The organism is Umezawaea endophytica (assembly GCF_025061645.1).
GTDB classification, from domain to species: Bacteria; Actinomycetota; Actinomycetes; order Mycobacteriales; family Pseudonocardiaceae; genus Umezawaea; species Umezawaea endophytica.
Genome location: NZ_JANYMP010000012.1, coordinates 171,472 through 197,090, shown reverse-complemented (window position 1 = coordinate 197,090; position 25,619 = coordinate 171,472). Strand labels below are relative to the sequence as shown.

Sequence of the window (25,619 nt, the reverse complement as noted above, 5' to 3'; positions counted from 1 at the left end):
TCTCGACTACGACCCGTGGGTGGGTGGTTCGTCCACACGGGCCAGTGAGTGGACCAGTTCCCGCAGCTCCAGGAGGTCGATCGTGCCCTCGGGTTCCTGCGCGGCCGTTTCCACCCGTCCGAGCCACTCCCCCGCCAGGCGCTCACCCAGGGTGACGTCCAGCGGGAGGAACGTCATCGCCCTGCGGGCTTCCTCCTCCAACTCGGCCAGCTCCGGGTGGTAGACGGCCACGTCGACCGCGCCGTCCGTCACCTGCGCCACGACCCGGAAGTCGCCGAGGCGGAGCCGGTGGCCCGCGAGGTTCACCGTGACCTCGGTCGGGTCCGGCACCGGCGGCACCGAGTCGTGGTACTCCCAGATCATGTCCTCCGGCGGCGCGGCCTCGATCCACGCGTCCGTGTACGGCCGCAGCCGCGGGTCCTCCTGGCCGCTCACCACCAGCGCGTAGATGGCCCGCTGCCCGCGTTCGAGGGAGAAGTGCAGGTCCGGGTGGATGGCCGCGACCAGCTCGCACAGTTCGTTCTCGACCCGGTGCGGCTCACCGTCGCCGATGGCCGCGCTGACCGTCGGCAGCAGCTCGTACCAGCCCTGCCAGAACACCACCGCCGCCTCGTGGGGGTTCGGCAGGTGCACCGGGGGTGACGGGTCGGGGCGGCGTCGGCGGAACCAGCTCATGCCCCCATTCAACCCCCACGGCCCGTCAGCGGAGGTGTGAACGCAGCAGGTCGCGGTTGAGCTGGGCGATCGTGGTCAGCGGGATGCCCTTGGGGCACGCCGGGGTGCACTCGCCCGCGTTGGTGCAGCCGCCGAAGCCCAGGTCGTCGTGCGTCTGGACCATGTCCTGGGCGCGGCTCCAGCGTTCCGGCTGGCCCTGCGGGAGCGAGCCGAGGTGGGTGGCCTTGGCTGCAGTGAACAGCATCGCGGAACCGTTGGGGCAGGCGGCCACGCAGGCGCCGCAGCCGATGCACGCGGCGGAGGTGAAGGCGGCGTCGGCGGACTCCTTGGGCACGGGGGTGGCGTGCGCGTCGGGCGCGCTGCCGGTGGGGACGCTGATGTAGCCGCCCGATTCGACGATCCGGTCCAGCGCGGAGCGGTCGACGACGAGGTCGCGCAGGACGGGGAACGGCTTGGCGCGCCAGGGTTCCACGGTGATCGTGTCGCCGTCGGAGAAGTGCCGCAGGTGCAACTGGCACGCCGTGGTGGCCTTCTCCGGGCCGTGCGCGACGCCGTTGATCATCAGGCCGCACATGCCGCAGATGCCTTCGCGGCAGTCGTGGTCGAACGCCACGGGCTCCTCGCCGCGCACCACCAGGGACTCGTTGAGGACGTCAAGCATCTCCAGGAACGACATGTCGGGCGACAGGTCGTCCAGCGGGTAGGTGACGAGGGCTCCGGTCGGGCCGGACTGGCGCCAGATCCGCAGGGTCAGCTTCACTTGTAGCTCCTCGTGCTGGGGCGCACGTGTTCGAAGTCCAGTGTTTCCTTGTGCAGCACGGGTTCGCCGCCGGTGTACTCCCACGCGGCCACGTAGCCGAACGCCTCGTCGTCGCGCAGCGCCTCGCCGTCCGGCGTCTGGCTCTCGGACCGGAAGTGGCCGCCGCACGACTCGGTGCGGTGCAGCGCGTCGACGCACATCAGCTCGGCCAGTTCGAGGAAGTCCGCGACCCGTCCGGCCTTCTCCAGCTCCTGGTTGAGGGCCTCCCCCGAGCCGGGAACCTTGATCCGCCGCCAGAACTCGGCCCGCAGCTCCGGGATGCGGTCCAGCGCCTTGCGCAGGCCCGCCTCGTCGCGCTCCATGCCGCACTCGTCCCACATGAGCCTGCCCAGTTCGCGGTGGAACGACTCGGCGGTGCGGTCGCCGTCCACCGCCAGCAGGGCCGCCACGCGGTCCCGGACCTCGCTCACGTCGGGCGTGCACGGGCCGAACGGGCCGTCGGCCAGGTAGTCGCCGATCGTGGTGGGCAGCACGAAGTAGCCGTCCGCGAGGCCCTGCATCAGCGCGCTGGCGCCGAGCCGGTTCGCGCCGTGGTCGGAGAAGTTGGCCTCGCCGACGACGAACAGGCCGGGGATGGTGCTGCGCAGGTCGTAGTCGACCCACAGGCCGCCCATCGTGTAGTGCACGGCCGGGTAGATCCGCATCGGCGCGGTGTACGGGTCCTCGCCGGTGATCCGCTGGTACATCTCGAAGAGGTTGCCGTAGCGGGCTTCCACGGTGTCGCGGCCGAGGCGGGTGATGGCGTCGGCGAAGTCCAGGTAGACGCCCTTGCGCTCGTCGGAGATGTTCTTGGCGGCCCGCGAGGCGATGTCGCGCGGCACGAGGTTGCCGAAGCTCGGGTACATCCGCTCCAGGTAGTAGTCGCGCTCGGCCTCCGGGATGTCGTTCGGCGGGCGGGGGTCGTCCTTGCGCGACGGCACCCACACGCGGCCGTCGTTGCGCAGCGACTCGCTCATCAGCGTCAGCTTCGACTGGTGGTCGCCGGAGATCGGGATGCACGTCGGGTGGATCTGGGTGAAGCACGGGTTCGCGAACAGCGCGCCGCGCCGGTGGGCCCGCCAGATCGCCGTGGTGTTGCAGCCCTTGGCGTTGGTGGAGAGGTGGAACACGTTGCCGTAGCCGCCGGTCGCGAGGACGACGGCGTCGGCGGTGTGCGCGGAGACCTCGCCGGTCACCAGGTCGCGCACCACGACACCGCGGGCGCGGCCCTCGTGCACGACCAGGTCCAGCATCTCCGTGCGGGGGAACGAGGTCACGGTCCCGGCGGCGATCTGCCTCGCCATCGCCTGGTACGCGCCGAGCAGCAGTTGCTGGCCGGTCTGGCCGCGGGCGTAGAACGTGCGGGACACCTGCGCGCCGCCGAACGACCGCGTGTCCAGCAGCCCGCCGTACTCGCGGGCGAACGGCACGCCCTGCGCCACGCACTGGTCGATGATCCGCACGCTCAGCTCGGCCAGCCGGTGCACGTTCGACTCGCGCGACCGGAAGTCGCCGCCCTTCACCGTGTCCTGGAACAGCCGCCGCACGCTGTCGCCGTCGTTGCGGTAGTTCTTGGCCGCGTTGATCCCGCCCTGCGCGGCGATGCTGTGCGCCCGGCGCGGGCTGTCCTGGTAGCAGAACGACGTGACGCGGTAGCCGAGTTCGCCGAGCGACGCCGCGGCCGACGCGCCTGCCAGACCGGTGCCGACGACGATCACGGACAGCTTGCGCTTGTTGGCCGGGTTGACCAGCCGGGCGTTGAGCCGCCGCTGCTCCCAGCGGTTCTCGACGGGGCCGCCGGGGGCCCTGGTGTCGGCGATGGGCGTGCCTTCGGTGTACATCAGCTCACCACTCCGAGGACGACTGCTGCGGGAACGGACAGGTAACCGGCGCAGATCACGCCCGCGACCACCAGGGCGATGCCGCGCGGGGCCGTGACGCCGAGGCTCTGCAACGCGCTCCACGCGCCGTGGCGGATGTGCAGGCCCAGGGCCAGGACGGCGACCGTGTAGGCCAGGACGACGTACCAGAGCTGGAAGTCCGCGACGAGGTTGTTGTAGACCTCGCCCTGGACGCCGTGGGGGTTCGCGACGCCGGCCGTGAGGTCGAGCAGGTGGTAGACCACGAACAGGGTGATGATCACGCCGCCCCAGCGCATCGTGCGCGCCGCGTAGCTCTGCGGACGGCGGCCGTGCTCGTACCCCTGAGGTCGGGCCTTCCTGGCGCGGCGGGCCAACTGGACCGCCGCGACCATGTGCAGGCCGACGCACAGCAGCAGCCCGAAGCGCAGCGGCCAGACGACGCCGATCTCGCGCAGCCAGCGCGCGTAGCCGTCGATGGCGGCGGGTCCGGAGAACACCGACAGGTTGCCGATCATGTGCCCGACGACGAACAGCAGCATCCCGACGCCGGTCACGGCCATGACGGCCTTCTTGCCGACCGTCGACCGGTACAGGCGGAGTGTTTGCACGTCAGCGACGGTAAGCGCGACTTCGACGAGTCGTCCAATACATCGATGGCCTGATTTCGATAGCCTGGCGCTATGACGCTCCAGCAGCTCGCGTACTTCCTGGCCGTGGCCAGGACGCGGCACTTCACGCGGGCCGCCGAGGAGTCGCACGTGGCGCAGCCCTCACTCAGCAAGCAGGTCCAGGCGCTGGAGAAGGAGCTGGGGGCCGAGCTGTTCAGCCGGGCGCGCGGGAACGTGGCGCTCACGCCCGCCGGCGAGGCGCTGCTGCCGATCGCGCTGCGCATCCTGTCCGATGTGGACACCGCGCACCTAGAAGTCGCCGAACTGGTCGGGCTGCGCAGCGGCCGGGTCCGGGTCGGCGCGCCGCCGAGCCTGTGCGCCAGCCTGTTCGCGGACGTGCTGAAGCGCTACCACGACGCGTATCCGGGGATCAGGCTGCTGGTGACCGAGAGCGGATCCCGTGACCTGGAGCGGGATCTGACCGCGGGCGCGCTGGACCTGGCGCTGGTGATCGCGTCGCCGGGGCTGTCCCTGACCTCCGTACCGGTGCTGTCGGAGGAACTGGTGGTCGCCTCCGCCCGGCCGCTGGGGCGCGAGCGGGTGCGGTTGAGCGACCTGCGGGACGAGCCGATGGTCATGTTCCGCGAGGGCTACGACCTGCGGGAGACCACCGTCGCCGCCTGCCACGCGGCCGGGTTCGAGCCGCGGTTCTCGGTGGAGGGCGGGGAGATGGACGCGGTGCTGCGGTTCGTGGAGGCCGGGCTGGGGGTCGCGCTGGTGCCGTCGATGGTGCTGGCGACCCGGCCGCTGCTGCACGGGACCCCGCTGACGGCACCTGGTATCAGGCGGACCATCGCGCTGGCGCACCGCACGGACGTCGCGCCGACGGGTGCGGCGCGCGCGTTCCGCTCGGTGCTGCTGAGCTTCCTGCGCGGCGCGGAACTGCCGTCCGGGGTGCGCGCGGCCGACCGGGTCGCCCGCGGCCGGGGCGCGTTGCTCGGGTGACGGATATTCGGTGGTGCTCCCCGGCCGGATGCCTAGGGTTGGCCGGATGCTGATTCGACGCGAAGTGCCCGGTGACGTGGACGTCATCCGATCGGTGACCGAGGCGGCCTTCGCCGCTCGACCCGCCGGTGAACACCTGCTGGTGGACTGGCTGCGGGCCGACGAGGGGTGGATTCCGGCGTTGTCGCTGGTGGCGGTCGTGGACGACGCCGTCGTGGGGCACGTGGTGTGCACGCGGGCCACCGTGGACGACGCTCCGGCGCTGGGCCTGGGGCCGTTGAGCGTGCTGCCGTCGCACCAGCGGTCGGGGGTCGGGAAGGCGTTGGTGCACACGGTGCTGGGGGCCGCGGACGCGCTGGACGAGCCGCTGGTGGTGCTGCTCGGCAGCCCGGACTACTACTCGCGCTTCGGTTTCCGGCTGGCCGCGTCGTTCGGGATCACGCCACCGGTGGCCGAGTGGGCGCCGCACTTCCAGGCTCGGGCGTTGAGCGCGTACGACGAGGGGCTGCGGGGGGCGTTCCGCTACTCGGAGCCGTTCGACCGGCTGTGACCGGACGGGCGCCGGTCCGCTCCTGGCCCGTGCTCGCGGCAGGGCGAACCTGTCGGCTTCGACAGGCGGAGTCGGCTGTTCGGCCCTGCTGCGAACAAGATCAACTTCACTAGGATTCGTTGTGGGGCCTCGACTTCCGTCCACGTGTGCTTCTCCTGGAGGACACCTATGAGATCCACCCGTCATACCGTCAAGCCGTTGCTCGCAGTACTGGCCGCGCTGGCGTTGGCGCTGCTCGGCAACGCGCCGTCGGCCATCGCCGACGGCGCGAACCCGACGTGGACGCTGCGCGACATCGGGCAGCGGATGTGCGTCAACTCGGGATCCGGCCACAGCGGCACGTACTTCTTCGTCCCGGTCTTCGGCACCTGGTCGACGCCGATCAAGTCGGGGATCCGGGACCTGCCCGCCGGTTCGACCGGCGAGGACGGCACCCCGCTCCCTCCCGGTTCCAACCACGGCAACACGATCATCGCGTTCGTCCTGGTCTCCATCGCGCCCACCCCGGTCGGCGTGTACACGCCTGAGGTCTGGGCGTCCGACGGCGTGGTCACCCAGGCCGTGCCGGTGACGATCCACGTCCAGGACCGCTGCTGACCGGGGCCTGTCGGGCCTGTGCGAGGACAGGCCCGACAGGTGGGCACGTCAGCCCTGCGCGGTCAGGGTGAACGCGAGGGCCGCCATCGAGGTGAAGTCGATGGCCGGTTCGGAACTGGGCCAGGAGCGGAGGTCGTCGGCGAAGACGGACGTGGCCGAGTCGTACCGCTTCGTGTAGTCCTTGGTGCACGGGGCGGAGCCCGCAGGCATCTCGCCGAGGTCGCCGAACAGGTCCGCGCCGTTGGGGCCGTTGACGACCGCGCCGACCAGTACCTTGCGACCGCCGTTGAGGTCGCCGGAGAGGTTCGCCGCCTGGTGCTGCGGGCAGTTCGGGAACGTGGTGCCGACGCCGATCACGAGCGTCGTGCCCCAGGCGTTGGCGCCCAGCGTGAAGTCGCGCTGCCGCGTGCCGAAGTCGTCGAACGTCCGGTCGCCGGTCAGACTGCGGTAGAGCTTGGCGGTGGCCACGTAGCCGAAGCTGCGCGGGGCGGCGTCGAACTGGGTGACGTCGACGGCCGTGCGGAACGGGCTCGACGCGGAGGCGTCGACGCCCTGCTGGAGCTGGCGCCTGAGGTCGCCGACGAGCTGCGCCTCGGTGACCTCGGCGTTGCGCACACCGCCCGAGCGCAGGACGCGGACGAGGTCGGTGTGCGCCAAAGCGCTGGTGTTGTACAGGTTCAGCGTGTCGGTGTCGCCGCTCGCCAGGTACTCCTTCGCCCAGTGGGTGGCGGCGGTGGCCCAGCCCGCGGCGCGGCGGTCGCCGAGCGCCTTGCCCGCCAGCGCCAACTGGGTGGCGCCGAACTCCATGTCGTCGGCCCAGGAGTCCTCGGGGTAGTACGCGTGCGGGAACGCGGTCACGAGTTCGCCGACGTCGGTGGTCTTGGCCTGGGCGAAGACGGAGGCGGCCTCCTCCAGGTATCGGCACGCCAGCGCGGGGTCGCGCTTGGCCTCGACCTGGGCGGCCAGGGCGAAGGCGGCCGAGACCCGGCCCGCGAGGTTGGGGCTGATCTTCTCGCCGGGGGCCGCCGCGCGGAAGACGGGGCGGTGCTTGATGAAGTACTCCAGGTCACCCGGCTCCACGCTGAGCTTGTCGTCGGCCTCGGGCAGTCGCCACACGTCGTGGTCGCCGACGAAACCGTGCTCCTCGCTGCCGGTGCCGATGCCGACCTGCGCGATGAGGGTCTTGGACCTGCTGTCCCACACCTTGTCGAGCCACCTGAGGCCGAACTTCGTCTCGGCGTCGAGCGCGGGGTTGGGGGCGACCCGCTGCGCGTACAGGAGTTCCGCCAGCGAGTACGAGGTGGCGTGGGTGAACTTGACGAAGTCGCCCGCGTCGAACCAGCCGCCCTCGACGTCGACCGGGCCGCCGACGCGCTTGAGGGGTTCGGCGACCTCGTCGCCGCCCTCGCCCTTGAACACCGGGTGGTCGTAGACGAAGGCCTCGCGGTCGGCCAGGTGGGACGGCTTGCGCTTGAGCCTGCCGGGAACGACGTCGGCGCCGTCGCGCTGGGCCTGGAAGAACTCGACGTTGTCGGCCGCCAGCGGGGCGTACAGCTTCCGCACGGTGTCGACCTTGAACGTGGGCGAGGTGACCCCGCCGACCTTGATCCGGTACGTGCCCTTCCTGGTCACCCCGGTGAAGTCGATCGGGTGCACGGCGGTGAAGCCGGTGTTCCAGCCGCCGAGCGACGCGCCGACCCGGCCGGTCAGCACGGACCTGCCCCGGTCGTCGAGGACGGAGAACGTGGCGGACGAAGCGGTGGGCGCGAGGAAGTACGCCTGCTTGCCCTCGGTGGTGCCGTAGCCGACCTGGTCCAGCCGGACCTGCCCGGACGGGGCGGCCTGGGCGGGCACCGCGACCAACCCGGTGACCGCCGCCGCCGCGACGAGGGCGTGCGCGAAACGCATGGGGGCTCCTTGCCCGGACCGGCGGCGGTGGTCCTATGGTTAAGAAGGTTGCCTAATTAGTCGGGAAGACTAGCCGCCGGTCGCCGCGGTCACCAGTCCTCGGGCGGCTCCGAGAACGCCTTGCCCAGGTCTCGGGTCAGCGAGAGGGCGCGGCGGACCCACTTCTCGGACGCGCCCGCCATCCCGCAGGTGGGAGTGGGCAGCGCCAGGTCCGTGAGCACCGAACGCGGGAAGCCGAGGCGGTCCGCCAGCTCCAGCGCGGGCCTGGCGAGGTCGCGCAGTTCGACCTTCGTGCCCGGATCGGTGCTCGGCACGAGCCCGAGCCACAGCGAGGTGCCCGCCTGCCAGGCCTCCCCCAGCTCGTCCGCCACGGCCTTGCCCGCTCCGCGCAGCAACGAGACGTCGAGCGCCACGGCGGACGCGCCCGCCTCGCGGAAGAGCGTCACGGGCGGCTTGGGCGCGCAGCAGTGCACGATCGTGCCGGGCCCGGCCACGTCGATGATCGTGGCGAGCACGTCCCGCGCGTCCGGTTCCGGCACGGCGCGGACGGTGCCCAGCTTCGACGGCGTCGGCAGGAGCCCTCCGAGCACCGCCGGGACGCCCGGCTCGTCGAGCTGCACGACGACCTGCGCGCCGGTCCTCTTGCGCACCTCGGCGATGTGCTGCTTGAGGCCTTCGGCGAGGGATTCGGTGAACTCCTTCACCGCGCCCGGATCGGTCAGGACGCGGTGGCCGCGCACGAGTTCGACGTTCGACATCAGCGTCCACGGGCCCGCGATCTGGATCTTCACGACCTCCGGGCGGAGGTTGACGGTCTGGACCGCCTCCTCGAACGCGTCGAGGTCGTAGTTCATCAGGTCGGTGGCCCGGCGGTGGTCGCGGCCGGGGTGCGCGGTCACGCGGTAGCCCGACGGGACGACCTCGACGGGGATGTCCACGAGCAGACCCGCGGTGCGGCCGACGATGTCGGCCCCCACACCCCGGTCGGGGAGTTCCGGCAGGTGCGGCAGCGTCGGGAGTTCACCCAGGACGATGCGTGACGCCTCGCGCGGATCCGTGCCGGGCAGTGAGCCGATGCCGGTGGCGGAGCCGGGTTTCCAAGGGGTCGTGTTCACGTCGACAGTGTGGCACCGGCCAGCAGGTCCGCCGTCCGCAGGAAGGGGGCGGCCTCGGCGGGGCCCGCGAAGTCCAGCAGGTACAGGCCGGACGAGACCCGTTCGAGGAAGCCCCACTCCCAGATCGCCGTCGCGGACAGGCCGCTGCCGTCCGCCAGCAGGGCGCAGTAGCGGCGGGCGAGGCCCAGGGGGTCGGGGGTGGCGAGGAGTTCGGCGCACCAGTCGCGCAGGACGACACCGAGGTCGTAGGCGGGGTCGGCGACGAAGCCCTCCGGGTCGATGAAGACGTACCCCTCCTCCGCTCCCGGCCGGGGCGTCGGAACGCCGAGCGTGTTGGCGTGGTGGGGATCGCCGTGCACCCGGACCTCGGCGCACGGGGCCGCTCGGCGTTCCGCGCAGCGCATGGCCAGGCCGTACGCCCGCGGGGAGCACGCGCGGTCGTGCTTGCGCCACAGGTCGTCCACGAGGACGGCCAGGTCCTCGGCCTTCGACGTCGCCGGTTCGTCCGGCGGCAGCCACGCCCGCCGCAGGAGGCGGGCGAGCACGCCGATCGCCCGCTCGGGTGGCAGGGACAACGGCGGGCCCAGCGCTTCCAGGAGGAGGGCGTCGCCCGACCTGGCCAGCAGGTGGACGTAGCCGCGGCCGTTCGCGGCGGCGAGGGTGCGGACCTGGCCCTCGACGTCGTGGCCGGGTGCCACGAGCTTGAGGACCACGGCCTCGCCGTCGGCCGTGCGGGCACTGGCGCAGTAGGAGGCGCTGCCGCCGGTGAACGGGGGTCCGAGCGTGAGCGCCCACTCCTCCACGGCGGCGGCGACCAGCACGGGCAGCGCGGCCAGCCAGCGCTCCCCCGGTTCACCCAGGCTCTCCGCCTTCCGGCGGACCAGGTCCGGCACCTCGATCACGTGCCGATGATCGAGGATCGGCCGGACCCCGGTCGACCGGTTATCGGTTGGTCGCGAGCACGCCGGGGTTGTTGCGCTCGCCCGCCGTCACGCCGTGCGGGGACGCGGCGTTGATCGCGGCCATCTCCGCGGTGGTGAACTTGATGCCGGAGGCGGCGACGTTCTGCTCCAGCCACCGGCGCTGCTTGGTGCCGGGGATCGGGGTGGTGTCCTGGGCGAGCACCCACGCCAGCGCCAACTGGCCGGGCGTGACCTCCTTCTGCGCCGCCAACTCCCTGAGGGTGTCGACGACCGCCACGTTCTCGTCGAGGTTCTCCGGCTTGAACCACGGCAGGTTCCGGCGGTGGTCGTCGGCCGCCAGGTCGTCGACCTTCGTGATGCCACCGGTGAGCACGCCGCGCCCCAGCGGCGAGTACGGGACGAAACCGATCCCGAGTTCGCGGCACGTGGCCAGCACGCCGTCCTTCTCCGGGTCCCTGGCGAACAGCGAGTACTCGGACTGCACGGCCGTGATCGGGTGGATGAGGTGCGCGCGCCGGATCGTCTCCGGCGTCACCTCGGACAGGCCGATGTAGCGGATCTTGCCCGCCATGAACAGGTCGGCCAGCGCGTCCATCGTGTCCTCGATCGGGACCTCGGGGTCGACGCGGTGCAGGTAGTACAGGTCGATGTAGTCGGTGTCGAGGTGCTTCAACGACCGGTTGACGGCCTTGTTCGCGTAGCGCGGGGACCCGTTGAAGCCGAGGGCGTTGCCGTCGTCGTCGAACTCCATCGCGAACTTCGTCGCGATCTGCACGTCCTCGCGGCGGCTCTTGAGCGCCTTGCCGACCAGGACCTCGTTCGTGAACGGGCCGTAGGACTCGGCGGTGTCGAAGAACGTGACCCCGAGGTCGAGTGCGCGGTGGATCGTCGCGGTCGACTCGGCGTCGTCGCGGCCCGCGTAGTAGGCGCTCATGCCCATGCAGCCGAGGCCCTGGGTGGAGACGAGGAGCCCCTGGCTGCCGAGGGGGCGCTTGCCGAGGGGCGTGGAGTTCTGGTCGACCATCGAAACAGTCTCGCCGATTCACGTTCCCGCACGACCACGAGGTCCGGGGAAGTGTTAAAAGGTCTAGACCCATTGACGCAGATGGTCTACACCACATACGGTCACGGCGTCGGCGCTCACCGTGGTGGGCGTCCCCGGATCGTGGTGCGGGGGCACGTCGCGCCCCGTGCTCCCGCACCACACTCCGCGCTGTGGTTGAGTGCCCGGAATGGGACCAGCGGAGACCGCCATCGGCATCGAGGAACTGCACGTCGGCGAAGGCACCGCGCGACTCGCGATGACGATCACCGAAACCATGCTCAACGTCCACGGCACCGGCCACGGCGGCTACGTCTTCCTCCTCGCCGACAGCGCGTTCGCCATCGCCTGCAACAGCCCCGGATCGGTCACGGTCGCCGCGTCGGCGGAGATCGACTTCATCGCGGCGGTCCGGCTCGGGGACGAGTTGGTGGCGGAGGCGGTGGAACGGGTGACGTTCGGCCGCAGCGGCATCTACGACATCACCGTGACGCGCGGGGACGAGGTCGTGGCGGAATTCCGCGGGCGGAGCCGGACGATTCGCTGAAACAGTTATCCCCACACAATGGGATTACTTTCACGGCGTGGAATCGGCTTTAAGCTTGATCACATGGCCGAAAAGTTCCGTCCCACCACGCTTGAGCGATCGATCGGTCGACGGCTGCACGAGTGGCGTGAGGCGAGTGGGATGTCCCTGGTCGAGGTGGGGCACCGGGTGGGGTTCTCCAACGCGAAGCTGAGCAAGATCGAGAACGCGTTGCAGGCGGTCAACGCTGATGATCTGCTGGCGCTGGCGCTGATCTACGGAATCGACCAGCCGGACAGGCACCGGTTGTACCGGGAGGCCCAGCGGGCGGAGCAGCAGCGGGCGCTGGCGAATGTGAAGAAGGATGTGCTTTTCGACATCACCCGCGATTACATCGAGCTGGAGTTCGAGGCGGCGGTGTTGCGGAGCTTGAAGAACGAGCTGCTGCCGGGGATGTTCCAGACCAGCGCTTACACCGAGACCCTCGCGCGGACGAGTGACCCGCTGCGCGGCCAGGTGATCGCCGTGCAGCGGGTCACTTTGTGGACCGAGAGGAAAAAGCGGCTGTTCGGACCGCATCCACTGGTGGTGAAGATGGTGTTGGGTGAGGCGGCCCTGCGAACCGCGATCGGTGGGAACCGAGCGATGAAGGACCAGTTGTTGCACCTGATGGAGTTGAGCGAGCTGCCGAACGTGACAGTTCAGGTCATGCCGTTCCGACGTGGGGCTTATCCGGGCATCGGGTCGACCTACGACATCCTGTCCTTCAGCCATGAACTCCACGACGATGTCGTGTACACCGAGAACGTCACCTATGGCCGCTATGAAGAGGCTCCCGAGGACCTCGAACCGTATAAGGTGAAGTTCGCCGGCGCGCAGGAGCGAGCACTTGGCCCCGATGAGTCGCTGGAGCTGATCGCCGAGGTGGCCAGCACCTTCTAGAGGGGAGTGGCGATGTCGGGCATCGAGTGGCGGAAGTCCAGCTACAGCAACGGTGATGGTGGCGCCTGCGTCGAACTGGCCTACTGCGGGGCCGTGCGGGACTCCAAGAATCCCGAGGGGCCGGTGCTCATCGTGTCGCGGGCTGCGTTGGAGTCGTTCGTGGCTGCCGCGAAGCGGCGTTGAGGCCCAGCACCTGGAGCACCACGAACCCGGCGACCCCCGCCGCTTGGGCGAGCGTCAGCCACGTTCCGAGCGTGGTGATGCCGAACCAGCCGAGTTCGGCGGTGAGCACGCTGTCGACCACCCACAGCAGGTTGCCGAGGATGACGACCTTCACCAGCGTGGTGTTGGGGCGGGTTCCCAGGAAGAAGACGCCCGCGCCGTAGGCGAGCAGGAAGACGCCCAGCGGGATCGTCGGCAGGCCCAGTTCGGTGCTGAACGGGATGGCGAGGGCGCCGATCGCGGCTGAGGCGATGCCGTCCAGCTTGAGTGCGAAGCGGAGCAGTCGGTCGTTGTTCGTCATGCCGAGAACAGTCGTCCCGGGAGCACTGCCAGAACCACGTCCAACGCTGCCAACGACTGCCAGTCAGCGCTGCTCGACCTGGGAGAACAGGTCGGCGGCCACGAGTTTGGCGCCGGCGTTCTGCCAGTTGTGCAGGGTGCGCTCGGGGACCTGGCTGACGAACCACGCCAACGCCTTCTTGGACAACGGGTCCAGGTCCTCGCGCTTCGTGCGCACGCTGTACGGGCGGATGCCCGCGACGTAGTAGAAGTACAGGGCGTTGTAGTGGCGCCACTCGTCGCTGGTGCCGAAGTCGCCGTCCCGCGGCTTCAAGCGGGTGATGCACTCCAGCAGCAACGCCTTCAGCTCCACCGCGCGCTCCACCGGCTGGTCGGTCGCTCCCCTGGCGGAAAGCCTCTCCGCGATCACCGGGAGGGTGGTCAACGGGCTGGCGACCAGCTTGCCGAGGTCGCCGTAGTGGCTGAGCGCGCGCCGCGTCTGCTTGGTGAACTCCACATCGGCCGTCGGGTCGCGGCGGGGCAGGGCGTCGATGACCTCGCGGAGTTCGGCGCGGTCCTTCGCGAGGCCGGGCAGGACCAAGCGGTCGGCCGCCGCCGACAGGGGGCTCGCGAAGACCTGGACGGCGATGGCGGCGGCGACCGTGCCGAACAGCAGCGGCTCCAACCGCGCGTCGGTGAGGACCAGGAAGACCACGACCTGAGCCCCGAACAGCACCGCCGCGCCGAACGAGACCACCAGCGAGCGGACCATGTCGGCGCGGACGGCTTCGCCCTCGTCGAACGCGTCGGCCACGGCGACCGCGACGCCGAACACCACGAGGTCCACGGCGAGCGCGCCGAGCAGCAGCGGTTTCGGCAGCAGGCCGGAACCGACCAGTGCGGTGCCGATGCCGAACATGAGCGTCGCGACCACCAGCACCGCGCCGACGCGGGCCGGGCGGTGGCGCAGGAACAGGCCGAAGGCCACCGCGAGCGGAACCACCGCGACGAACGGGAAGAACACCGCCGCGACGAGGACCGGGACGATCGAGAAGCGCCACCAGATCTCGAACCGCGCGGGCAGCCAGCACGCGATGGCACCCGTCCAGGCCACCGCGGGCACGGCGAGCACCACCTGCGGGACCGGGTCGAAAGCCAGTACCACCGCGAAAACGAGCAGTCCAGCGGCCGTTCGGCGGAGCAGCGGCTTTCCCGGATCTCGCACAAGCAGGTAGAGGCCCAGCCACCAGGCGAAACCGAACGACACCACTGTTACCGAAAGCACCTGACAATCCTACGATCGGGCGAACAATCGGCAGCCCATTGCGCGGCTTGAGAGCATGTGGGCCATGCCTGTCGAGGTGACGTTGCACCGCGCGGCCGAAGAACTCACCCGCGGCGATTTAGCGAGTGTTCTCCGTGCCCGCCAGAGGGTGGCAGGACTGGTCGGCACCTACCCCAACCGGTTGGACCTGCGGGACAAGTTGGCTGCCGTCTACCGGGTGCTCGGGAACACCGCGCAAGCCGGTCGGTGGAGCTACCTGTCCGAAGTTCGGGACGATGTGGAGGTCCTCGCGTTCGAACACGCGTACAAGACACCGGTCGCGCGGCTGACCGCGTTGAACTGGACCGGCGGTGAGGACGCCGCCGAGACCGAGACGGCCCGCACCCGGCTGATGCTGCTGCACCGGGCGGCCACGGAGCAGATCCAGGACGAGCTGGTCGTGGCGGAGGCGGAGCAGCCCGCCCGGTCGTGGCTCACCTGCGCGCTGATCGCGCTGGGGCTGGCGGTGCTGGCCGTGCTCGTCGTGGTCGGGGCCGTTACCGCCGTGGGGTACGGGTACCGCATCCTGTTCTCATGACCATCGACGTCGTAGCCGCCGCCGGACGCATCCGCCCGCACGTCCGCCGGACACCGCTGTGGCGGGTCGAGGTGGACGGCCGCCCGCTGGCGCTGAAGCTGGAGCACCTCCAGCTCACGGGGTCGTTCAAGATCCGCGGGGCGGTGAACACGCTGATCGCGAAGGGCACGCCGGACCACGTGGTGACGGCGTCCGGCGGCAACCACGGCCTGGGGGTCGCGACGGCCGCGCACCTGCTCGGGATGGCCGCCACGGTGTTCGTGCCCCTGTCCGCGCCCGAGGGGAAGGTGCGGCGCATCGAGGCCGCCGGGGCGAAGCTGATCCGGCACGGGGCGTCGTACGCGGAGGCCGCCGAGGCGGCGCGGGAGTTCCCCGGCGTGTACGTCGAGGCCTACGACGACCCGCTGACCGTGTCCGGGCAGGGAACGGTGGGCCTGGAGATCGTGGCGGACCTCCCCGAGGTGGACGCCGTGGCCGTCGCGGTCGGCGGTGGCGGGCTGGTCGCCGGGATCGCGTCGGCGGTCGACGGTCGGCTGACCGTCGGGGTCGAGCCGGTGAACTGCTCGGCGCTGCACAACGCCCTCGCGGCGGGCGCGCCGGTGGACGGCCCGGTGGAGTCCGTCGCCGCGTCCGCGCTGGGCGCCACCCGGCTCGGCGCGCTGCCGTTCGAGGTCCTCACCTCCACGCCCGTCACGTCGCTGCTCGTCACCGACGCCGAACTGCTGGCCGCCCGCGACCGGCTGTGGGAGGAGTTCCGGCTGGCCGTGGAGCCCGCGGCGGCGGTGCCGTTCGCGGCGTTCCTGGCGGGCACCGTGCCCGGCGCCCTGCCGTGCGTGGTCCTGTGCGGTGCGAACACCGACTGGACCCCCTGACCGTCCGGTGGGACTCTGGACGGGTGGCAGACACCGACGTGCTCGACGGGCTCGTCACCCAGCTCGGCCCCTACGGGGTCCGCGCGTCGAAGTTGTTCGGCAAGCCCGCGCTCAAGGACGTCGAGGGCAAGGCCTTCGCGTGCCTGCACGAGGGTGAACTCGCGTGCAGGCTCGGGCAGGGCACGCGGGCCCACGCCGAAGCGCTGGAGATGGGCGACGCGCACCTGTTCGACCCGTCCGGCACCGGCCGTCCGATGCGCGACTGGGTGAGCCTGCCCGCCGCGCACGCCTCGCGGTGGGCGGAGTTCGCGTCGGCCGCGATGTCCGTTCCGCACTGACCTGAGCCCACTGACCTACGCCCGCTGACGTACTCCCCGGTGCCGCTCCCCGGCTGACGCCTTCCCGCGTCGACGTGGGCACGATTCGGTGGCATGACAACGCGCATCGCCTACCGGGTCAGCGTCGTGCTGTTCGCGAGCGGCCTGTTCCACCTCCTGGTGTTCGCCGTCGACGGCGGCCCGTGGGAGGGGCCGGTGTCGTGGCGGAAACCCGTGACGTTCGGGCTGTCGTTCGGGCTCACGCTGGCCACGTTCGCCTGGGTCGGGGCGCTCGTGCGGCTCAGGCCGTTCGTCGTGGCGCTGTTCACCGCGGCGTCGGTCTACGAGGTCCTCGGGATCACCGTCCAGGCGTGGCGGGAGGTGCCGTCGCACTTCAACAACGAGACGCCGTTCGACACCGCCGTCACGATCGGGCTCGCGCTCGGCGGCGGCGTGATCATCTTCTCGGTGGTGTGGCTGCTCGTCACGGCCTGGCGGGCCCGGCACCTCACGCCGAGCATGCTGCTGGCCGTCCGCGTCGGGGCAGCGACGTTCCTCGGCGCGATGGCGTTCGGCGCGCTGATGATCGCCCGCGGCTCCGTGCTGGCGCGGACCGCAGGCCTCACCGAGGCCTACGGCACCGCCGGGATCTTCAAGCCCGCGCACGGGGTCGCGATGCACGGCGTCCTGCTGCTGCCGCTGCTGGCGTGGCTGCTGACGTTCACGACGCTCGACGAACGGGGGCGGACGCGGGTCGTCGCGTGGACGTCGGTGGCGTACGTGGCGCTGATCGGCGCCGCGACCTGGTACTCGCTGGGGTAGGCGCGGCCGTCAGTCGAAGGTGGAGTTCCGCCGGTCGGTCTTCGGCACCACGAGGCGGGTCGCCGTCCAGTCCGGCGCGATCGGGTTGCCGGACGTGCTCGCCAACCCGGCCACGGACGCCGCCTCGCTGATGTCGGCGAACTCGACGTACCCCGGACGGCCGACCTTGGGGGTCAGCACCCAGATCACCCCGGTCTCGTTCAGCTCCGCCGTGGCGTCCACCAGGGTGTCCGCGAGGTCGTCGTCGCCCTCCTCGAACCACAGCAGCACGGCGTCCGCCGTCGCCTCGCGGTCCGCGGGGGCCAGCGACTCCTCGATCGCGTCCTCGACGGCGTCGCGGACCTCGTCGTCACCGGCCTCGCCGATCTCCTTGACGAACTGGCCCGCCTCCAGCTCCATCCGGTCGGCGGCCGTCCTCGTCTGGCTCTGCGTCATGCGGTGGAGCGTGCCACGCCCGAACGCGACGACGAAGACTCCGAAAGGGGCGCGTTCGGACCCATCGGGTGAACAGAGGTCACGCTGAGCCAGTCCCAGGCGGGCGCGGGCGGTTCGCGAGCGGTTCTCAGGCGGTGGAGTCGATGGTGGCGCTCGCCAGCACCAGGTCGCCGGAGGCGTCCGGGCGGTACAGCGCCACGGCCTGGCCGGGCGCCACGCCCGTCAGCGGCTCGCGCAGGTGCACCTGGAGCTCAGCGCCCACCAGTTCGGCCACGGCCGGAGCCGTGCCGCCGTGCGCGCGGACCTGGGCGACGCACTCGACGGGACCGTCGAGCGGGACGCCGTTCGGCCACGACGCGCGGACGGCCACGATCTCCGTCACGGCCAGCTTCTCCGCCGCGCCGACGCGGACGTTGCCCGACACCGGCTCCAGCGAGAGCACGTACCGGGGACGGCCGTCCGGCGCGGGGGCGTCGATGCCGAGGCCCTTGCGCTGGCCGACGGTGAACTCGTGCACGCCCGCGTGCCGCCCGAGGACGGCCCCGGTCTCGTCGTCGATCAGCAGACCCGGCGACTGGCCGATCCGGTTGCCGAGGAACTTCTGCGTGTCGCCGTCCGGGATGAAGCAGATGTCGTGGCTGTCCGGCTTCTCCGCCACGCCGAGGCCGCGCGCGGCGGCCTCCTCGCGGACGGCGGCCTTCGTGCTGTCCCCCAGCGGGAACATGGCGTGCGAGAGCTGCTCGCGGGTCAGCGAGGCGAGCACGTACGACTGGTCCTTGCCGTCGTCCGCGCTGCGGCGCAGCTCGACCAGACCGTCCTCAGTGGACAGCCGGGCGTAGTGGCCGGTGCACACGGCGTCGAAGCCGAGCGCGATGGCCTTGTCCAGCAGCGCCTCGAACTTGATCCGCTCGTTGCAGCGCAGGCACGGGTTCGGCGTGCGACCGGCCGCGTACTCCGCGACGAAGTCGTCCACGACGTCCTCGGTGAAGCGCTCGGCGAAGTCCCACACGTAGAACGGGATGCCCATCAGGTCCGCGGCGCGACGGGCGTCGTGCGCGTCCTCGATCGTGCAGCAGCCCCGCGCACCCGTGCGCAGCGTGCCGGGCTTGGCGGACAGCGCGAGGTGCACGCCGGTCACGTCGTGCCCGGCTTCGACCGCGCGAGCGGCCGCCACCGCGGAGTCGACCCCACCGCTCATCGCCGCGAGCACCCGCATCCCGCTACACCTCCGCCTTGATGTTCTTGCCCCGAGACCGCTTCAGGCCCGCCAGACCGGCGCTGCGCGCGCGTTCCACGACCGGGCCGATCGCCTCGGCCAGGTCGCGCACGTCCTGCTCGGTCGACGTGTGCCCCAGCGAGAACCGCAGGGAGCCCCGCGCCAGCGCGGGTTCGACGTCCATCGCGAGCAGCACGTGGCTGGGCTGCGCGACACCCGCCGTGCACGCCGAGCCGGTCGAGCACTCGATGCCCTTGGCGTCGAGCAGCATCAGCAGGCTGTCGCCCTCGCAGCCGGGGAACGTGAGGTGGGCGTTGCCGGGCAGCCGCTGCTCACCGGGGTCGCCGTTGACGATCGCGTCCGGCACGACCCGGCGCACCGACGCGACCAGCTCGTCGCGCAGCGCGGCGACGGCAACGGCGTTGGCGGGCTGGTCCTCCACGGCCCGCCGCACGGCGGCGGCGAGGCCCACGATCGCGGGCACGTCCAGGGTGCCGGAGCGCACGTCGCGCTCCTGGCCGCCGCCGTGCAGCAGCGGCGTGCACCGCACGTCCCGGCCCAGCAGCAGCACGCCGACGCCGTACGGGCCGCCGACCTTGTGGCCGGTCATCGTCAGCGCGTTCGCGCCGCTCGCCGTGAAGTCGACCGGCACGGCACCGACGGCCTGGACGGCATCCGTGTGGAACGGCACGCCGTGCGCGGCGGCCACGGCGGCCAGCTCGGCGACCGGGTTGATCGTGCCGACCTCGTTGTTCGCCCACATCGCCGTCACCAGGGCCACGTCGTCGCCCTGGAGCGCCTCGCGCAGCACGTCGGGGTGCACGCGGCCGTGCGGGTCCGTCTCCAGCCACGTCACCTCGGCGCCGTCCTGGTCCGCGAGCCACTGCACCGCGTCCAGCACGGCGTGGTGCTCGACGGCGGACGCCAGGACGCGCCTGCGCCTCGGGTCGGCGGCCCTGCGGGCCCAGAAGATCCCCTTGACGGCCAGGTTGTCGCTCTCGGTGCCACCGCCGGTGAAGATGATCTCCGACGGCCGGGCGCCCAGCGCGTCGGCGATGTCCTCGCGCGACTCCTCAACGGCCCGGCGCGCGCGCCTGCCGGAGGTGTGCAGCGAGGAGGCGTTGCCCAGGGTGGACAACGCCTGAGTCATCGCCGTGATCGCATCGGGGTGCATCGGCGTGGTGGCGGCATGATCGAGGTAGGCCATCGCGCTCCCAGGGTAGCCCGTTCAGGCGGCGGGCTTGGTGCGCGGACCCGTGAGGAACGCGCCGAGCACCGCCAACGCCGCCATCGCGAGGTCGAACGGGATGATCGCGGCCGTCGGAGCCGCCGTCGAGGCGAACGTCGCGACCACCACACCGCCGAGGCCGACCAGGAACGCCGAGCCCAGCATGTCGCTGATCTGCACCGAAGAGGAGTTGAAGCCGCGGTCGGCGTCCGTCGACGCGGCCAGCACGAGCACGCTCACGCTGGACATCGCCAGCCCCATGCCCGAGCCCGCGATGGCCCACAGCGGCGCCGTCGCCCACGCGGGCCCCCACTCCGGGGCGATCAGCGTCACGCCGAGGATGCCCGTGGCGTTGAGCACAAAACCCCAGCGGACCAGCGTGCCGCGCGGGATGTCCGGCCTGCGGGACTGCCACATCGAGGCGGCGGACCAGCCCAGCGCGCTGAGCGTGAGCGGGATGCCGGACTCCAGCGGCGAGTAGCCGTGCACGGAGGTGAGGGTGAGCGGGATGAACGCCTCGGTCGCGAAGAACGAGCCCGCGAGCATCCCCCTGGCCAGCACGACGACCGGCAGGCCGCGACGGGCGGTGAGGGTGCCCCTGGGCAGCAGGATCCGCAGCGACGGCACGAGGACCACCAGCCCGACCAGGCCGAGCAGCAGGTTCAGGCCGCGCGGGTGCTGCGCGGCCCAGCTCAGCGCCGAGACGCCCACGCCGCCGCCGACGGCCGCGAGCAGCAGGCCCCGACGGGCCGGGACCACGCCGTCGACGTGCTTCGGCAGCGTCCGCAGCACCGGGACGAGCAGCAGGAAGCCGATCAGCACCAGCGGGGCCAGCGCGAGGAACACCAGCCGCCACGTCAGGTGCTCGGTGAAGAAGCCCGCCAGCGCGGGGCCGACCAGCGACGGCACGACCCAGGCGGCGGCCAGCGCGCCGAACACGGCGGGGCGGTCGCGCTCCGGGTAGACGAGGCCGATCACGACGTAGATGGCGACGATCTGCATGCCCGCGCCGAAGCCCTGGAGGACGCGGCCCGCGAGCAGCAGCCCCATCTCCTGGGCGAACCCGGCGACCAGCAGCCCGGCGAGGAACACCAGCGGGCCGGTCAGCAGCACGGGCTTGGGGCCGCGCAGGTCGCAGAACCGGCCGGACAGGACCGTCGCGACCACGCTGGAGGCGAGGAACGCGACGAACGGCCACGCGTACAGCTCGTCGCCCCGCAGCTCGGAGACCATCCGCGGCATCGCCGTGCTGACGCCCATCGCCTCGAACGCCAGCAGCGTCACCAGGAGGATGATCCCGGCGGTCGGTCCCCGGCGGTCCGGGGACCACAGCCTGCTCTTCTCGGCGCTCTCGGTGGTGGTCACACCCCTATCGTTCAACCTCGACCGGGGTGGAGGTCAAGGCGATATGGACTCGGGAGGTCGTGCCGTGCGCCACCCGCTCGGCTTCCCGCTGCACGAGCGCGGCCAGTTCACGACGGGTTCCGGCGCGGCCGGGGGCGATCTCGTCCAGCACGTGCACCTCGACGACCAGCCCGCGCAGCCGGACGACGCGGCGGATCGAGTCGAACAGCGCGTCCGTGCCGACGAACGCGGGGCTCGTCGTGGACGTGCCGTCGGCGAGCCGGTAGCGCAGCACGACCGGGCGCACCGGGACGCCCGCGTCCAGCGCGGACTGGAACAGCGCGGGCCGGTAGCCGCCGGACGCGAGACCGCACCACGTCGTGCCCTCGGCGTGGATGCCCACGGCCGCGCCGTCCCGCAGCGCGCCCGCGAGTTCGGCGACCGTGCCGGGCAGCAGCGACAGGCGTTCGCGGTCCAGGTAGACCGTGCGCGCCGCGGTGATCACCCGGCCCAGCACCGGCCAGTCGCGGATGTCGCGCTTGGCGACCATGCGGATCGGCTGCACGCCGTCGATCGCCAGCTCGTCCAGCCAGGACACGTGGTTGCTGACCACCAGCACCCCTCGGCCCGGCGTCTCCTGGAACCGGTCCGGGCCGTGCACGTCGATCCGGGCGCCGAACGCCCGCAGCAGCACGCGGAACCACTGCCGCAGCACGGTTTCGCGAGCGGCGCCCCGCAGCAGCAGCACGAGGAGGCCGCAGAGGAGGACGGTGGCCGCGGCCACCAGCCGGAACGAGGCCCGCAGCGCGCCGACGGTCGGGGCGGACCGGTCCAGGCAGCCGTCACCGCACGGGGAGTGCGGCATCCAGGCGTGCGTCACGGTTCCTCCCCGAGGAAGAACTTGAGGTACCGCTTGTCCATCTTCGACGGGTTCATCAGGACGAAGAGGTCGGCGACGCCGAAGTCGACGTCCAGCGCGGGCGGGCCGCACACCAGCGCGCCCATCCGCAGGTAGCCCCTGAGCAGCGGCGGCAGCACGGCCTTCGCGGGCGATTCCCGTGGCGTCCAGGGGTTCAGCGGCGCCACCCGGAACTCCTCGGGCGCGTAGTGCTTGGCGCGCACGGTCTCCCACACGCCGGAGGCGTGCTCACCCCCGTCCGCGAGGGACACCGACGCGCAGCCCGCGAGCCAGGTGTGGCCGGACAGCAGCATGTACCGCGCGATTCCAGCCCAGACGAGACTCACGACGGCGCCGCTGCGGTGATCGGGGTGGACGCAAGACCGACCGGTCTCCACCAGGGTGTGCCGCAGGTGAGCGAGATTCCGCAGGTCGAACTCGGTTTCCGAGTACAGGCCGCCCGCCTCGCGGGCCCGCTCCGGCGGCAGCATCCGGTAGGTGCCTACGATCTCGCCGGACGTGTCGTCCCGGACCACCAGGTGGTCGCAGAACTCGTCGAACCGGTCGACGTCGTGCCCTGGTACGGAGGTGTGCAGCGAGGCACCCACCTCTTCGGCGAACACCTGGAAGCGGAGCCGTTGCGCGGCAACGACTTCCGCGCTGTCACGCGCCACCAGGAGGGAGTACCCTGGCGTGCCGGTCGCGGGCCTTGCGGTGCTGACAAGCAGTTGCGGCTGCGTCATGGCTCAAGGTTTACCGACCTGACGGGTACCGGCGGCAGGTCGAAGCGATGACGCGTACGTGCCATCTCGATGAATGGCCGGTTCTCAGGCTCCGCTCAGGAAGGCCTGCTAATGGGGTAACACCCGCTCAGCGGGCCTCGATGAGTCCACCACCCGAACACGCAAGGAGAATCCACGTGGAGGTCAGGCGGTTCCGCCCACCACCGGGATGGCCTCGGCCACCCCAGGGCTGGGTGCCTCCCCCTGGCTGGGCCCCGGACCCCTCCTGGCCCCCCGCCCCGGCGGGCTGGCAGTTCTGGGGTCCCGTCGCCCAGGCGCACCTGACCGCTCCCGTTCCCCGGATCAAGGTGCCCGTCATCCCGCCCCCGGCGCCGAACGGCTTCGGCAGCCGCCGCAAGGCGCTCGAAGCCGAGAACGCGCAGTTGCGCGAAGCGCTGGCGGTCGCCGGGATCGTGGACGACTCGGCGCGGGTCGAGCGGATTCGGATGATGGAGGCGCAGCTCCAGGACGTGCTGGCGCAGGTGTCGCGCGCCCGTGCCGAACTGGCGACCGTGCGCGACGAGCTGATCAACGCCTCCGACACGGCGCTGCTCCAGGCGGCGGGCGTGTACGCCTACGCGCACCCGTTGGACAACGCCGTCGGCTACAAGGAGCGGATCGCCGCGATCAAGGAGGACACGAAGGCGTTCGTGCGCACCGGCAACGCCGTGCAGGCGACGACCAACTGGCAGGTCAACGGGTCGACGATCGAGGGCAAGAAGATGGTCGACGACTTCTCCAAGCTGTTGCTGCGGGCGTACAACACGGAGGCCGAGAACTGCGTGCGGACGGTGAAACCGCAGTCCCGGCAGAACTCGGTGGAGAGGCTGACGAAGATCTCCGAGACGATCGCGCGGCTGGGGTCGTCGATGGAGATCCGGATCGACGAGCGGTACCACCGGTTGAGGTGCGCGGAGATCGTGATGACCGCCGACTACCGCGCGAAGGTGGAGGCGGAGAAGGAAGAGGCGCTCGCCCTCCGGCTGGACATGAAGGAGCAGGCCGCGGCGGCTCGGGACTACGAGCGGGCGCGGGCCAAGTGGGAGAAGGAGAAGGCCCACGTGGAGAGTTCCCTGGCCGCGTTGGAGCGGCGGGGGGACGGGGAGTCGGTGGCCGCGCTGTCGTTGCGGTCGCGGTTGGAGGAGGTCGAGGCCGGGCGGGGGGTCGTCGAGGGGATGGCGGGGAACGCTCGTGCCGGGCACGTGTACGTGATCAGCAACATCGGGGCGTTCGGGGATGGGGTGGTGGGGATCGGGATGACTCGGCGGCTTGATCCCTATGACCGGGTGCGGGAGTTGGGGGATGCTTCTGTGCCGTTTCGGTTTGATGTGCATGTGATGTTGCCCAGTCAGGATGCAGTGGGGTTGGAGAAGGCGCTGCATGAGCGGTTTGCTGGGCGGCGGGTGAATTTGGTCAATGTGCGGCGGGAGTTTTTTCGGGTGGGGGTGGGGGAGGTTTTGGAGGTTTTGAGGGGGATGGAGGGGGTTGAGGTGGTGGAGTTCGTGGAGAGGCCTGAGGCGCCTGAGTGGCGGGCTAGTACGCCTTAGGGGTCGGGTGGGTGCCGGATTTTGTAGGTGGGGTGGCCGATTTGACTTGGGGCCCCTAGATTTGCCCCTTCGTCGGACAATAAAGGGCAGAGGTGAAGCTGCCGTCCGACGCAAGTTTAAGGGGCAAATCCCCCAAGTAAAATCGGCCACGGTTTGGTGGGCGGCGTGCGGTTTGTGGGGGGTTGGGTTTTTTGGGCAAGGGAAGACATGAGAACCGCCCAGCTCCCTTGGTGGGGGGGCTGGGCGGTTCTGTGGTGGTGCGGTTGTGCTTTGTGTTTAGCCCTTGCGCTTGGCTACTTCTTCGGTTAGCTGGGGGGCTACGTTGAAGAGGTCGCCTACTACGCCGAAATCTGCGATTTCGAAGATGGGGGCTTCGTTGTCCTTGTTGACCGCGATGATGGTCTTCGAGGTTTGCATGCCTGCGCGGTGTTGGATGGCGCCGGAGATGCCCAGGGCGATGTAGAGCTGTGGGGAGACCGTTTTGCCGGTTTGGCCCACCTGGAACTGGTGGGGGTAGTAGCCGGAGTCCACCGCTGCGCGGGAGGCGCCTACTGCTGCGCCTAGGCTGTCCGCTAGTTTTTCCACTACGTCGAAGCTTTCGGCGCTGCCTACGCCGCGGCCGCCTGAGACTACTACCGAGGCTTCCGTCAGTTCTGGGCGGTCGCCGCCCACGATTTGTTCGCGGCCGGTGACCTTGGTGGCCTTTGCGGTGTCCACCGAGATTTCCACGGACTCTTCCGCTGCCGCGCCCTCGGCTTCCGTCGCCTCCACGCCGCCGGGGCGGACGGTGATGATCGGGGTGCCGGTGTTGACCTTCGACTTGACCACGAAGGCGCCGCCGAAGATTGACTGGGTGCCGGTGCCGTCCTCGTCGATGTCGACCACGTCCACCAGGAGGCCGGAGCCCAGGCGGGCGGCTAGCCTGCCTGCTACTTCCTTGCCCTCGATGGTGGCCGAGATGAGGATGGCGGCGGGTGAGGCCGTGCCCGCGATGGTGGCCAGGGCGTCGACCTTCGGGGTGACCAGGTAGTTGACCGCGTCGTCGGATTCGACCGCGTAGACCTTGGCGGCGCCGTAGCGGCCCAGGGATTCCCGGACCTTGGCCGCGGTGCCGGGGGCGGCTACCACCACCGCCGACGGCTCGCCCAGGCGGCGAGCGGCGGAGAGGAGCTCATAGGTGACCTTCTTGACGTCGCCGTCGACGTGGTCGACGAGGACTAGTACCTCGGACATGTGATTCCTC

The 25,619-nt window shown here is 70.9% G+C and carries 28 protein-coding genes; 11 read left to right on the top strand and 17 right to left on the bottom strand.

What is annotated here, in order from left to right:
- Positions 1-6: 6 nt before the first annotated feature.
- From NZH93_RS25105 to NZH93_RS25090, 4 genes are read right to left on the bottom strand one after another with little or no spacing between them, the layout of a single operon-like run.
- Positions 7-675 carry a hypothetical protein gene (locus tag NZH93_RS25105; RefSeq protein ID WP_259625643.1) on the bottom strand — a complete coding sequence of 223 codons (669 nt, stop codon included), beginning with the start codon at positions 673-675 and terminating at the stop codon, positions 7-9.
- Between the two features lie 25 nt (positions 676-700).
- Complete coding sequence (locus NZH93_RS25100) at positions 701-1,435, bottom strand: succinate dehydrogenase/fumarate reductase iron-sulfur subunit (RefSeq protein ID WP_259625642.1); 735 nt, start codon at positions 1,433-1,435, stop codon at positions 701-703.
- Positions 1,432-3,315, bottom strand: a complete 1,884-nt coding sequence (locus tag NZH93_RS25095) for a fumarate reductase/succinate dehydrogenase flavoprotein subunit (protein ID WP_259625641.1) — start codon at positions 3,313-3,315, stop codon at positions 1,432-1,434. Before NZH93_RS25095 ends, NZH93_RS25100 begins: the two co-directional genes overlap by 4 nt.
- Positions 3,315-3,944, bottom strand: a complete 630-nt coding sequence (locus tag NZH93_RS25090) for a succinate dehydrogenase cytochrome b subunit (protein WP_259625640.1) — start codon at positions 3,942-3,944, stop codon at positions 3,315-3,317. The genes NZH93_RS25095 and NZH93_RS25090 overlap by 1 nt, the downstream gene beginning before the upstream one ends.
- A gap of 72 nt (positions 3,945-4,016) precedes the next feature.
- Between NZH93_RS25090 and NZH93_RS25085 the strand changes: the two genes are divergently transcribed.
- The 3 genes from NZH93_RS25085 (at position 4,017) to NZH93_RS25075 (ending at position 6,096) form a co-directional block, all read left to right on the top strand.
- A complete protein-coding gene (locus NZH93_RS25085) occupies positions 4,017-4,949 on the top strand; it encodes a LysR family transcriptional regulator (protein WP_259625639.1) in 933 nt (310 codons plus the stop codon).
- A 46-nt stretch (positions 4,950-4,995) separates the two neighbouring features.
- Positions 4,996-5,499, top strand: coding sequence for a GNAT family N-acetyltransferase (locus NZH93_RS25080; RefSeq protein WP_259625638.1), 504 nt, complete (start codon positions 4,996-4,998; stop codon positions 5,497-5,499).
- Positions 5,500-5,697: 198 nt separating this feature from the next.
- Entirely contained in the window at positions 5,698-6,096 is a 399-nt protein-coding gene (locus NZH93_RS25075) for a DUF5980 family protein (protein WP_259625637.1), read from the top strand.
- Positions 6,097-6,144: 48 nt separating this feature from the next.
- Here the strand turns inward: NZH93_RS25075 and NZH93_RS25070 are convergent, their stop codons facing one another.
- The 4 genes from NZH93_RS25070 to NZH93_RS25055 all read right to left on the bottom strand — a co-directional run bounded on the left by NZH93_RS25070 (position 6,145) and on the right by NZH93_RS25055 (position 11,066).
- Positions 6,145-8,004, bottom strand: coding sequence for a glycoside hydrolase family 9 protein (locus NZH93_RS25070; protein ID WP_259625636.1), 1,860 nt, complete (start codon positions 8,002-8,004; stop codon positions 6,145-6,147).
- A gap of 89 nt (positions 8,005-8,093) precedes the next feature.
- Positions 8,094-9,119 (bottom strand): uroporphyrinogen decarboxylase/cobalamine-independent methonine synthase family protein, encoded by a 1,026-nt coding sequence (locus NZH93_RS25065; RefSeq protein ID WP_259625635.1) that lies wholly within the window; start codon positions 9,117-9,119, stop codon positions 8,094-8,096.
- Entirely contained in the window at positions 9,116-10,021 is a 906-nt protein-coding gene (locus tag NZH93_RS25060) for an aminoglycoside phosphotransferase family protein (protein ID WP_259625634.1), read from the bottom strand. Before NZH93_RS25060 ends, NZH93_RS25065 begins: the two co-directional genes overlap by 4 nt.
- A gap of 40 nt (positions 10,022-10,061) precedes the next feature.
- Positions 10,062-11,066, bottom strand: a complete 1,005-nt coding sequence (locus NZH93_RS25055) for an aldo/keto reductase (protein ID WP_259625633.1) — start codon at positions 11,064-11,066, stop codon at positions 10,062-10,064.
- A 208-nt stretch (positions 11,067-11,274) separates the two neighbouring features.
- Here NZH93_RS25055 and paaI point away from each other — a divergent pair, with 208 nt between their 5' ends.
- The 3 genes from paaI (at position 11,275) to NZH93_RS25040 (ending at position 12,735) form a co-directional block, all read left to right on the top strand.
- On the top strand, positions 11,275-11,631 hold the full coding sequence (gene paaI / locus NZH93_RS25050) for a hydroxyphenylacetyl-CoA thioesterase PaaI (protein WP_259625632.1): 357 nt from the start codon (positions 11,275-11,277) through the stop codon (positions 11,629-11,631).
- Positions 11,632-11,694: 63 nt separating this feature from the next.
- Positions 11,695-12,552: a helix-turn-helix domain-containing protein gene (locus NZH93_RS25045; protein ID WP_259625631.1), complete on the top strand. Its 858-nt coding sequence runs from the start codon at positions 11,695-11,697 to the stop codon at positions 12,550-12,552.
- 12 nt (positions 12,553-12,564) lie between these two features.
- Positions 12,565-12,735 (top strand): DUF397 domain-containing protein, encoded by a 171-nt coding sequence (locus NZH93_RS25040; protein ID WP_259625630.1) that lies wholly within the window; start codon positions 12,565-12,567, stop codon positions 12,733-12,735.
- Here NZH93_RS25040 and NZH93_RS25035 read toward each other — a convergent pair.
- Together NZH93_RS25035 and NZH93_RS25030 are read right to left on the bottom strand one after the other, a co-directional pair.
- Positions 12,680-13,075 (bottom strand): hypothetical protein, encoded by a 396-nt coding sequence (locus tag NZH93_RS25035; RefSeq protein WP_259625629.1) that lies wholly within the window; start codon positions 13,073-13,075, stop codon positions 12,680-12,682. The two genes, NZH93_RS25040 and NZH93_RS25035, sit on opposite strands and share 56 nt — an antisense overlap.
- 63 nt (positions 13,076-13,138) lie before the next feature.
- Positions 13,139-14,338: a hypothetical protein gene (locus NZH93_RS25030; RefSeq protein WP_259625628.1), complete on the bottom strand. Its 1,200-nt coding sequence runs from the start codon at positions 14,336-14,338 to the stop codon at positions 13,139-13,141.
- A 55-nt stretch (positions 14,339-14,393) separates the two neighbouring features.
- On the opposite strand from NZH93_RS25030, the gene NZH93_RS25025 reads away from it, so the two are divergent.
- The 4 genes from NZH93_RS25025 (at position 14,394) to NZH93_RS25010 (ending at position 16,926) form a co-directional block, all read left to right on the top strand.
- Positions 14,394-14,915 carry a DUF6584 family protein gene (locus NZH93_RS25025; RefSeq protein ID WP_308214237.1) on the top strand — a complete coding sequence of 174 codons (522 nt, stop codon included), beginning with the start codon at positions 14,394-14,396 and terminating at the stop codon, positions 14,913-14,915.
- Positions 14,912-15,787 carry a serine/threonine dehydratase gene (locus NZH93_RS25020; protein ID WP_259625626.1) on the top strand — a complete coding sequence of 292 codons (876 nt, stop codon included), beginning with the start codon at positions 14,912-14,914 and terminating at the stop codon, positions 15,785-15,787. Before NZH93_RS25025 ends, NZH93_RS25020 begins: the two co-directional genes overlap by 4 nt.
- A gap of 23 nt (positions 15,788-15,810) precedes the next feature.
- Positions 15,811-16,125 carry a TfoX/Sxy family protein gene (locus NZH93_RS25015; protein ID WP_259625625.1) on the top strand — a complete coding sequence of 105 codons (315 nt, stop codon included), beginning with the start codon at positions 15,811-15,813 and terminating at the stop codon, positions 16,123-16,125.
- Positions 16,126-16,218: 93 nt separating this feature from the next.
- Positions 16,219-16,926 (top strand): hypothetical protein, encoded by a 708-nt coding sequence (locus NZH93_RS25010; RefSeq protein WP_259625624.1) that lies wholly within the window; start codon positions 16,219-16,221, stop codon positions 16,924-16,926.
- A gap of 9 nt (positions 16,927-16,935) precedes the next feature.
- Here the strand turns inward: NZH93_RS25010 and NZH93_RS25005 are convergent, their stop codons facing one another.
- The 6 genes from NZH93_RS25005 to NZH93_RS24980 all read right to left on the bottom strand — a co-directional run bounded on the left by NZH93_RS25005 (position 16,936) and on the right by NZH93_RS24980 (position 22,790).
- Complete coding sequence (locus NZH93_RS25005) at positions 16,936-17,361, bottom strand: DUF3052 domain-containing protein (RefSeq protein ID WP_259625623.1); 426 nt, start codon at positions 17,359-17,361, stop codon at positions 16,936-16,938.
- A gap of 127 nt (positions 17,362-17,488) precedes the next feature.
- On the bottom strand, positions 17,489-18,577 hold the full coding sequence (gene mnmA / locus NZH93_RS25000; RefSeq protein WP_259625622.1) for a tRNA 2-thiouridine(34) synthase MnmA: 1,089 nt from the start codon (positions 18,575-18,577) through the stop codon (positions 17,489-17,491).
- Between the two features lie 4 nt (positions 18,578-18,581).
- Positions 18,582-19,784 (bottom strand): cysteine desulfurase family protein, encoded by a 1,203-nt coding sequence (locus tag NZH93_RS24995; protein ID WP_259625621.1) that lies wholly within the window; start codon positions 19,782-19,784, stop codon positions 18,582-18,584.
- A gap of 21 nt (positions 19,785-19,805) precedes the next feature.
- A complete protein-coding gene (locus NZH93_RS24990; RefSeq protein WP_259625620.1) occupies positions 19,806-21,170 on the bottom strand; it encodes an MFS transporter in 1,365 nt (454 codons plus the stop codon).
- Between the two features lie 4 nt (positions 21,171-21,174).
- On the bottom strand, positions 21,175-22,029 hold the full coding sequence (locus NZH93_RS24985; protein WP_259625619.1) for a lysophospholipid acyltransferase family protein: 855 nt from the start codon (positions 22,027-22,029) through the stop codon (positions 21,175-21,177).
- Complete coding sequence (locus NZH93_RS24980) at positions 22,026-22,790, bottom strand: GNAT family N-acetyltransferase (RefSeq protein WP_259625618.1); 765 nt, start codon at positions 22,788-22,790, stop codon at positions 22,026-22,028. The genes NZH93_RS24985 and NZH93_RS24980 overlap by 4 nt, the downstream gene beginning before the upstream one ends.
- Positions 22,791-22,966: 176 nt before the next feature.
- Between NZH93_RS24980 and NZH93_RS50800 the strand changes: the two genes are divergently transcribed.
- Entirely contained in the window at positions 22,967-24,376 is a 1,410-nt protein-coding gene (locus NZH93_RS50800; protein WP_259625617.1) for an SNIPE associated domain-containing protein, read from the top strand.
- A gap of 276 nt (positions 24,377-24,652) precedes the next feature.
- Here NZH93_RS50800 and NZH93_RS24970 read toward each other — a convergent pair whose 3' ends face one another.
- Complete coding sequence (locus NZH93_RS24970) at positions 24,653-25,609, bottom strand: electron transfer flavoprotein subunit alpha/FixB family protein (protein ID WP_259625616.1); 957 nt, start codon at positions 25,607-25,609, stop codon at positions 24,653-24,655.
- Positions 25,610-25,619: the final 10 nt, after the last annotated feature.

Excerpts from the sequence above, each read along its gene's own strand:
- paaI (WP_259625632.1), top strand. The coding sequence starts at position 11,275 with ATGGGACCAGCGGAGACCGCCATCGGCATCGAGGAACTGCACGTCGGC.
- NZH93_RS25070 (WP_259625636.1), bottom strand. The coding sequence starts at position 8,004 with ATGCGTTTCGCGCACGCCCTCGTCGCGGCGGCGGCGGTCACCGGGTTG.
- NZH93_RS25080 (WP_259625638.1), top strand. The coding sequence starts at position 4,996 with ATGCTGATTCGACGCGAAGTGCCCGGTGACGTGGACGTCATCCGATCG.
- NZH93_RS25010 (WP_259625624.1), top strand. The coding sequence starts at position 16,219 with ATGACAACGCGCATCGCCTACCGGGTCAGCGTCGTGCTGTTCGCGAGC.
- mnmA (WP_259625622.1), bottom strand. The coding sequence starts at position 18,577 with ATGCGGGTGCTCGCGGCGATGAGCGGTGGGGTCGACTCCGCGGTGGCG.
- NZH93_RS24995 (WP_259625621.1), bottom strand. The coding sequence starts at position 19,784 with ATGGCCTACCTCGATCATGCCGCCACCACGCCGATGCACCCCGATGCG.
- NZH93_RS25040 (WP_259625630.1), top strand. The coding sequence starts at position 12,565 with ATGTCGGGCATCGAGTGGCGGAAGTCCAGCTACAGCAACGGTGATGGT.
- NZH93_RS25095 (WP_259625641.1), bottom strand. The coding sequence starts at position 3,315 with ATGTACACCGAAGGCACGCCCATCGCCGACACCAGGGCCCCCGGCGGC.
- NZH93_RS25085 (WP_259625639.1), top strand. The coding sequence starts at position 4,017 with ATGACGCTCCAGCAGCTCGCGTACTTCCTGGCCGTGGCCAGGACGCGG.
- NZH93_RS25045 (WP_259625631.1), top strand. The coding sequence starts at position 11,695 with ATGGCCGAAAAGTTCCGTCCCACCACGCTTGAGCGATCGATCGGTCGA.
- NZH93_RS24980 (WP_259625618.1), bottom strand. The coding sequence starts at position 22,790 with ATGACGCAGCCGCAACTGCTTGTCAGCACCGCAAGGCCCGCGACCGGC.
- NZH93_RS25105 (WP_259625643.1), bottom strand. The coding sequence starts at position 675 with ATGAGCTGGTTCCGCCGACGCCGCCCCGACCCGTCACCCCCGGTGCAC.
- NZH93_RS25020 (WP_259625626.1), top strand. The coding sequence starts at position 14,912 with ATGACCATCGACGTCGTAGCCGCCGCCGGACGCATCCGCCCGCACGTC.
- NZH93_RS24970 (WP_259625616.1), bottom strand. The coding sequence starts at position 25,609 with ATGTCCGAGGTACTAGTCCTCGTCGACCACGTCGACGGCGACGTCAAG.
- NZH93_RS25055 (WP_259625633.1), bottom strand. The coding sequence starts at position 11,066 with ATGGTCGACCAGAACTCCACGCCCCTCGGCAAGCGCCCCCTCGGCAGC.
- NZH93_RS25025 (WP_308214237.1), top strand. The coding sequence starts at position 14,394 with ATGTGGGCCATGCCTGTCGAGGTGACGTTGCACCGCGCGGCCGAAGAA.
- NZH93_RS25035 (WP_259625629.1), bottom strand. The coding sequence starts at position 13,075 with ATGACGAACAACGACCGACTGCTCCGCTTCGCACTCAAGCTGGACGGC.
- NZH93_RS25005 (WP_259625623.1), bottom strand. The coding sequence starts at position 17,361 with ATGACGCAGAGCCAGACGAGGACGGCCGCCGACCGGATGGAGCTGGAG.